Here is a 246-nt window from a genome sequence, read left to right on the forward strand (position 1 = left end):
GCGGTGGCACAGCAACCGCTGGTAGTGATTACAACAGCACAGCGACATTCAACAATGGTGTCACTTTGGTTGGTGGCAATCTGATTGTTCCAGCCGGTGTCAGCAGTTTCACAGTCACAGTCGCCACGATCAATGATGCTGTCGTTGATAGTGCTTCCCCAGAATCTTTACCATTGGTGATTGGTGGTGTGACAGGTAATGGTGGCATCATCGATGATGATCAACCAACGATCACGACAGTCGAAC

General features: G+C 49.6%; 1 protein-coding gene. It reads left to right on the plus strand.

Going from position 1 to position 246, the window contains the following annotated elements:
• The coding region (locus H8K33_RS19675; RefSeq protein ID WP_186892770.1) for a hypothetical protein at positions 1-246 on the plus strand (246 nt) is incomplete at both ends.

This window comes from Affinundibacterium amnicola, from assembly GCF_014284275.1.
GTDB classification, from domain to species: domain Bacteria; phylum Pseudomonadota; class Gammaproteobacteria; order Burkholderiales; family Burkholderiaceae_D; genus Undibacterium; species Undibacterium amnicola.